Annotated in this window: 7 protein-coding genes; 2 read left to right on the plus strand and 5 right to left on the minus strand. The window is 32.1% G+C overall.

Annotation, left to right across the window (positions count from 1 at the left end):
- Positions 1–82: 82 nt before the first annotated feature.
- From glgB to JOD96_RS15780, 3 genes are read right to left on the minus strand one after another with little or no spacing between them, the layout of a single operon-like run.
- The gene (gene glgB / locus JOD96_RS15770; protein WP_209565193.1) at positions 83–1,990 is read right to left on the minus strand and encodes a 1,4-alpha-glucan branching protein GlgB; all 1,908 of its coding nucleotides are present in this window, start codon (positions 1,988–1,990) and stop codon (positions 83–85) included.
- Positions 1,991–2,023: 33 nt separating this feature from the next.
- Entirely contained in the window at positions 2,024–3,304 is a 1,281-nt protein-coding gene (locus JOD96_RS15775) for a glucose-1-phosphate adenylyltransferase (RefSeq protein WP_209565194.1), read from the minus strand.
- A complete protein-coding gene (locus JOD96_RS15780; RefSeq protein WP_209565195.1) occupies positions 3,294–4,721 on the minus strand; it encodes a glycogen synthase in 1,428 nt (475 codons plus the stop codon). Before JOD96_RS15780 ends, JOD96_RS15775 begins: the two co-directional genes overlap by 11 nt.
- A 114-nt stretch (positions 4,722–4,835) precedes the next feature.
- Between JOD96_RS15780 and JOD96_RS15785 the strand changes: the two genes are divergently transcribed.
- Both JOD96_RS15785 and JOD96_RS15790 read left to right on the plus strand, forming a co-directional pair.
- A complete protein-coding gene (locus JOD96_RS15785) occupies positions 4,836–5,702 on the plus strand; it encodes an alpha/beta fold hydrolase (protein WP_209565196.1) in 867 nt (288 codons plus the stop codon).
- Between the two features lie 42 nt (positions 5,703–5,744).
- Positions 5,745–6,389 (plus strand): endonuclease III domain-containing protein, encoded by a 645-nt coding sequence (locus tag JOD96_RS15790; protein WP_209565197.1) that lies wholly within the window; start codon positions 5,745–5,747, stop codon positions 6,387–6,389.
- Here JOD96_RS15790 and JOD96_RS15795 read toward each other — a convergent pair whose 3' ends face one another.
- Both JOD96_RS15795 and JOD96_RS15800 read right to left on the minus strand, forming a co-directional pair.
- Positions 6,390–6,824 (minus strand): nuclear transport factor 2 family protein, encoded by a 435-nt coding sequence (locus tag JOD96_RS15795; RefSeq protein ID WP_209565198.1) that lies wholly within the window; start codon positions 6,822–6,824, stop codon positions 6,390–6,392.
- A gap of 27 nt (positions 6,825–6,851) precedes the next feature.
- Positions 6,852–7,304: a DUF1569 domain-containing protein gene (locus JOD96_RS15800; protein ID WP_209565199.1), complete on the minus strand. Its 453-nt coding sequence runs from the start codon at positions 7,302–7,304 to the stop codon at positions 6,852–6,854.
- Between the last annotated feature and the right edge of the window lie 146 nt (positions 7,305–7,450).

The following is a 7,450-nucleotide window of genomic DNA, read 5'->3' on the forward strand; positions in this document are numbered from 1 at the left end:
CTGATAAATTAGATATTATGAAATCAGAAAATCGATAATTTACAAACGTAAAACTGACAAAATCTCATTTGAAAAATTTTGATTAATTTTCAAATGAATATACAATAACACTCAAAGGCGGTAAAACTAATTGTACAGAATAATCTCTGCCATCATAAGGAGATAATTCAATTTTTAAAGTTTCCAAACTTCCTGCACCGCTTCCTCCATAATTTTTATTGTCGCTATTAAAAACCGGAACCAAATTTCTTTTCTGATGGATTCCAATTCGATAATTTTCACGAATAACCGGAGTAAAATTACAGACGATGATTAAGTCTTCTTTAGCATTATTCCCTTTTCGTATATAAGTAAGAACTGCATTCTGATGATCAGAATAATTAATCCATTCAAAACCCTCACTGCTAAATTGTTTCTGATGCAATGCCGGTTGGGATTTATATAATTGGTTTAAATCTGTAATAACTTTTTTTATTCCGGAATGATAATCGTATTGTAATAAATGCCAGTCAAGGCTTTTTTCAAAGTTCCATTCATCACTTTGTCCAAATTCAGATCCCATAAACAAAAGCTTTGTTCCCGGATGCGTGAACATATAACCGTATAATAGGCGTAAATTGGCAAATTTCTGCCACTCATCACCTGGCATTTTACTGGCTATTGATTTTTTTCCGTATACTACTTCGTCATGAGAAAAAGGTAACATAAAGTTTTCTGTAAAAGAATAAGTCATAGAAAAAGTCAATTCATTTTGATGGTATTTTCTATAAACCGTTTCTTTCTGAAAGTATTGCAAAGTATCATGCATCCATCCCATCATCCATTTCATTCCAAAACCCAAACCACCGGTAAATGTAGGTCTGGAAACCATTGGAAAAGAAGTACTTTCTTCGGCAATCGTCTGAACTCCATCAAAATTGGCATAAATGACCTCATTAAATTCTTTAAGGAAACTTATAACGGCAAGATTTTCTCTTCCGCCAAATATATTAGGTTCCCATTCTCCGTCTTTTCTTGAATAATCGAGATACAACATCGATGCAACAGCATCTACACGCAAGCCATCAACATGATAATTTTGAAGCCAAAAAACAGCATTACTAATTAAAAAAGCACGAACTTCATTTCGTTCATAATTAAAAACAAGACTTTTCCAATCCGGATGATATCCTTTTCTACGATCAGGATGTTCATATAAGTTTGAACCATCAAAAAGGCCTAAACCATGTGCATCATCAGGAAAATGTGATGGAACCCAGTCCAGAATTACGCCAATTCCGGCCTGATGAAATTTATCGACCAAGACCATAAAATCCTGCGGTTTTCCAAAACGTGAAGTAGGTGCAAAATACCCAGTTAATTGATAACCCCAGGAAGGATCATAAGGATATTCCATAACGGGCATAAATTCGACGTGGGTAAAACCTGTCTCTTTTACATATTTAACCAAATCGTCTGCAAGTTCCAGATAGGATAAAAATCTATTGTGTTCCGCACGTTTCCACGAACCTAAGTGGACTTCATAAACAGAATAAGGTTTATCTAAAGCATTATTCTGTTTACGGGTCTGCATCCATTTTTCATCCTTCCACTTATAGTCCAAATCCCAGACTACAGAAGCAGTATGTGGTGGTTTTTCACAATAACGGGCAAAGGGGTCTGCTTTTTCAGTTACAATTCCGTCAATATTAGACTGAATCTTATACTTGTAAAGTGCTCCTTTTTCAATATCAGGAATAAATCCTTCCCAAATTCCCGAAGAATCCCAGCGAACCTGGAGTTGATGTTCATCTTTTGTCCAATAATTAAAATCTCCAACAACAGATACAGAATTTGCCGTGGGTGCCCAAACCGCAAAATAAACTCCTTTTATACCGTCAACTTCAATTAAATGTGCACCAAGTTTTTCATACAATTTGTAATGTTTCCCGGCTTTGAATAAATTGATGTCAAAATCAGTAAAAAGAGAATGCGTAATTACTTTATTCATATTTGGTTTTTAAGGCAACAATTAAATTTTAATTTATTCAATCCTGAAATTATCTGAAAGAACAACCCCTTTTTTTATCACAACAATTCCGTCTTTTATACTATATAACTCATTTGTAAAATTATCTAAGTGCTTGCCTCCGTTAATGTGTACATTATTTCCTATACGCACATTTTTATCTACTAAAGCATTTTTGATAAAACAATTTTCTCCTATTCCAACATTAATTTTGTTGTTCTCATTTTCATGATGCAGTTCATCAAGATCCTGATAAAAATCGTTGCCCATTACATAGCAGTTTTCAAGGATAGTTCCTTCACCAATTCTGGATCTAATACCTATTACAGAACTTTTAATTTCCTTCGCATTAATAATACAGCCTTCAGAAATTAGGGATTGATTTATAATAGAATTTCTAAATTTTGAAGGAGGCAACAATCTCGGACGTGTAAAAATTTTGTTATCATTATCAAACAAATTAAATTCCGGTATATCTGCTGTTAAACCAATATTGGCCTCAAAAAAAGATTCAATATTTCCAATATCAGTCCAATAACCCTCATATTGATAACTTAAAATTTTATGTTTTCCGACAGCCTCAGGAATAATTTCTTTTCCAAAATCTTTGGTTTCCTGATCCTCCATTAATTCTACCAGGAGATTTTTATTGAAAATGTAAATCCCCATAGAAGCCAGATACTTTTTACCTTTTGTATGCATTTCTTCACTTACCTCAGATTCCCAATCAGGCAACAGTGACGCATTTGGTTTCTCTATAAAAGCTTCAATGACATTTTCATGATTCGTTTTTAAAATTCCAAACTCAGGAGCATCTTTAGCATTTACGGGCAATGTAGCTATAGAAATCTCAGCATTGTTTGCAATGTGGGCTTCAAGCATTTCGTTAAAATCCATCTGATACAATTGATCACCTGATAAAATCAAAGCGTGATCAAAATCATGTTTAAGAAAATGTGACATACATTGACGTACAGCATCGGCAGTTCCCTGAAACCAGGTAGGATTATCCGGAGTTTGCTCTGCTGCCAATATATCAACAAAAGACTGACTGAAAATACTAAAATTAAATGTATTCTTTATGTGTGCATTTAAAGATGCAGAATTAAATTGTGTTAGTACAAATATTTTAAAGATATCAGAATTGATACAATTTGAAATCGGAATATCGACTAATCTGTATTTTCCTCCAATCGGAACGGCAGGTTTTGATCTTGTTTCTGTTAAAGGGAATAAGCGTGATCCTTGTCCTCCTCCTAAAATAATGGCAACTACATTTTTCTTTTTAAACTTCATTTTGCTGAATTATTAAGTTGTATATTTCGATGTATTCCTTACAAACTCTTTCCCAGGAATGATCTGTTTCCATTCCTTTCTCTATTATTTTATTAAAATGTGCTTTATCCGGATAAAGTTTAACAGCCCGGTTAATAGAATAACAAATATCACCTACAGAGGCCTGATCATGACAAATTCCATTCCCGTTATCTCCAAAGTCAATTACTGTATCCTGAAGTCCTCCTGTTCTCCGCACAATAGGTACTGTACCATATCGAAGCGCATACATTTGATTTAAACCGCACGGTTCTACACGAGAAGGCATTAATATAAAATCTGAGCCAGCATAAATCAAATGAGCCAGTTCTTCATTGTAACCAATAAATACATTATAATTACCATTGTAATCATTACGTAATTGTATCAACTGAGATTCGATTTCAGTATTTCCGGATCCTAGAATTAGAATATTAATATTTTCAAAATTCTCTGACAAAGCCAAAGCTGCTGCCTGCGGAAGCAAATCACCTCCTTTTTCTTCAAATAATCGCCCTATAAAACTAAATAGAGGTTTTGAAGGGTCTAATTCAAATTGCTCACACAACTTTTCCTTATTTTTTTGTTTTCCGGTAACAAAAGTTGAAAGATCATAATTTTCATTAATCATTTCATCTTTTGATGGATTCCAGACTTCAATGTCAATTCCGTTTAAAATTCCTTTAGATTTATATCTAACCGAATTAAATAACGATTCTAAACCATTTGAAAAAATGTTTATTTCGTTTAAATAACTTGGAGAAACAGTAGTCACGGCATGAGCGCATTTTACTCCAACTGCTAATGAGTTTAAAGAATTGTTCCATTCTAAAAACCCTACATGCATTAAATCAAATTCTGGCAGATAATGTAATTTATCAAAACCAAACCAACCCTGATATAGACCGTTATGAATTGTGATTACTGTCCTTACACTTCTTAATTTTTCATATTTGTAAGCGTATTTTACCATAAAAGGAATTATTCCGGTATGATGATCGTGACAATTTATAATATCAGGAATTGAATTGCGCTGGGAAATCCAATCTAAACCTGCAATCTGAAAAGATAAGAACCGCTCTATATCATCTTCATAACCATAAATATTTGGACGATCAAATAATTCCTTTATTTCGATTAAATACAATTCATAACCTAACTGATCGGTAGTTTCCTTTAAAACATTAAAAGGGAATTTAAAATTCCCCAGCTTAACAGTCCCGGTATGAACACACTCAAATTGATTCTGACTATAAAATTTAGTGTCATAACAAGGGACTATTACTCTAACCTGATGACCTTCTTTATTTTGATATTTAGGCAATGCACCAACAACATCGGCAAGACCACCAACTTTAGCCATCGGGTAACATTCTGCACTTATGTGAAATATTTCCATTTAAATTAAATTCCCAATTATTTAAGTCAAACATTTACTATTTGTACTACTTTTATGTTCTTTAAATTTAGGAAAAAATAAACAAATTCTGACCTCGAAGTAAAAATTATTAAAATGGCAAAAAAGACTTCCAATCCTATTCAATCTTTAAAAATACCACGCGTTATAATAATATCCTGTAAAATATGCGCTTTTATTTCCAGTAAATTGGTTACAAAATATACAGCGAGACTTTTCACCACCCCAATAAAACATAAAGTTCCTAAAAGAGAATTAGAAATGGATCGCAAAAGCGCGCAACATACAATTCATATTCCAAAAATTAATAAAGACATTGTTGTTTACGAATTTGGAAAAAGCAATCGTAAAATTTTATTAGTACATGGATGGTCAGGAAGAGGAACCCAATTATTTAAAATCGCAGACGAACTTTTGCGCAACGGATATTCAACAGTAAGTTTCGATGCTCCGGCACACGGAAAATCAAAAGGAAAAACTACTATAATGTCTGATTTTATAGAATCAATTTTAGAGATTGACAAAATTTACGGACCATTCGAAATTGCAATTGGACATTCTTTGGGAGGAATGTCGGTCCTAAACGCCATAAAAGATGGATTAAAAGTAGATAAAGCTGTTGTAATTGGCAGTGGCGATATTGTTCAGGATATTTTAGATGATTTCATTTCAAAATTAGAACTAAAACCAAAAATAAGCGAGCTTTTACGCGAACACTTTGAAAATAAATACCAAACTGTAATGGATAATTATTCAGCATACAGAGCTGCTGCCAAAATAAAAGTTCCTGTTTTAGTGATTCACGATAATGATGATCCGGAGGTTGCAGTAAAAGCCGGAATTCATATTCACAAACATTTGGAAAATGGAAGTTTATTTCTTACCGATAAATTGGGACACAGAAAAATATTAGGAAATCAAATTGTGATAAAAAAAATCTTAGATTTTATCAAAAGTAGTTAACTTTATAATACTTGTGTTTTATTAATATTTAAATAACGTAAAATGGATTTATTTGGAGAAACAAAGAACTGGGAAGAAGCATTAAAACCACTTATAAAAAAATATAAAGGCAAAAAACATCCTTTAGATTATCAAACTACATATCAATTACTTGTTATGGTAGTTTTGTCTGCGCAAGATTCTGATGCAAATATAAATAAGATAGCACCTGCTTTGTTTGAAAATTTTCCGACATTTCAAAGCCTGTCAAAAGCAGATCCTGAAAAATTTATTCCCTACATAAGTAAAGTTAGAAATTACCCAACCAAAGCAAATTGGTTACTTGAAATAGCGCAAATCATCAAAAAAGATGAAAATATACCATTAACAATGGAAGGATTAACTGCGCTAAAAGGAATTGGCCGAAAATCAGCTAATGTCATTCTAAGAGAAACTAATCAACCTGCTGAAGGTATTATTGCAGATCTCCATGTTATACGTGTAGCCCCAAGGCTTGGAATTATAAAAGAAAGTAAAGATGGAAATAAAGTTGAAAAAGAACTAATGAAAGTATTACCGAAGAAAATTTGGTCGGAAATTGGTATGGCAATTTCATTTTTGGGAAGAGAAATATGCAGACCCAAACCAAAATGCGAAATCTGTTTGATGGCTGACGATTGTTTATATTATCAAACTCAAGTCATTTAACTATTTTCTTCTTGTATCAATTAGATAAATAATTTTCCAATTATCTTTTTCTTTAAATAAAGTAAACGTATTAACTCCTGAATGGCTCAATTTGTCATTAAGATAAAACTCATATGGAGCCCAAACGTGAGCCATTGTTCCGTCTATCTGAATAGTATAACTCAATATTTTTTCATTAAATTTCATATTTGAAGGTATCGATGAAATGGATTTATAAAATTCAGCACTAGACTCGTTTGACAATTTATTTCCTTTCGTCACGCTTTCACTAATCGATTGCAAAATAATTTTATTTGAACAGACAGATTGTAATTTAATCGTATCTTTTTGATGAAATGCAGCAAAAAAATCTTCTATAACTTTCTGCACATCTTGTTTTTGAGCCATTGAAGATACTCCGATAAAAAGAAAAATTAATATTAAACACTTCTTCATGACAGATAATTTTTATTGATGGGATTATTAAACAGCAAATTGAGTCAAGTGATGATCCAAATGTTTTGCAAACATATTATTCCACTCCTTTGAACTTAATTTTCCAAAAGAATGAGATATCTTCCCTTCAAATGCATCTTCTCCTAATTCCTGAGTTTTAATGATATAATTTATTAATCTATTTTTCTCAATTTCAAAACTACGTTCATCTTTTACAATGAACTGAGGAGCAGTAGGGCTGTTTTTAGAATAAGTTTTTTTATTAACCACCTTATTTTTTACAAACAATCTTAGTATTATCTTGATAAAATTATTCGGTTTCTTATGAATATCTTCATAAACCATCTCATAAGAAACATTACAGTGCGCCAACATTTGATTTACGCTCATTTTCCCCCATAATGCTTTAGAATCAGGACTTAATTGATTTATCCTATCAATGTATTCAGAAGCATCTTCTTTTAAAAAAATATTTTTCATTATGATTTAGCAAATTTATAATGAGTAAAAGTATAAAATTTCAAGAAATATTGGATGAAGCACAAAGCTTGGGGAGGAAATGTCAAAATAAAACAAGAACTTTGCAATCTAAGAATTTTATATGACCCCTATAGAGCTTTTGAAGT

The organism is Flavobacterium sp. 1355, from assembly GCF_017833415.1.
GTDB lineage: Bacteria > Bacteroidota > Bacteroidia > Flavobacteriales > Flavobacteriaceae > Flavobacterium.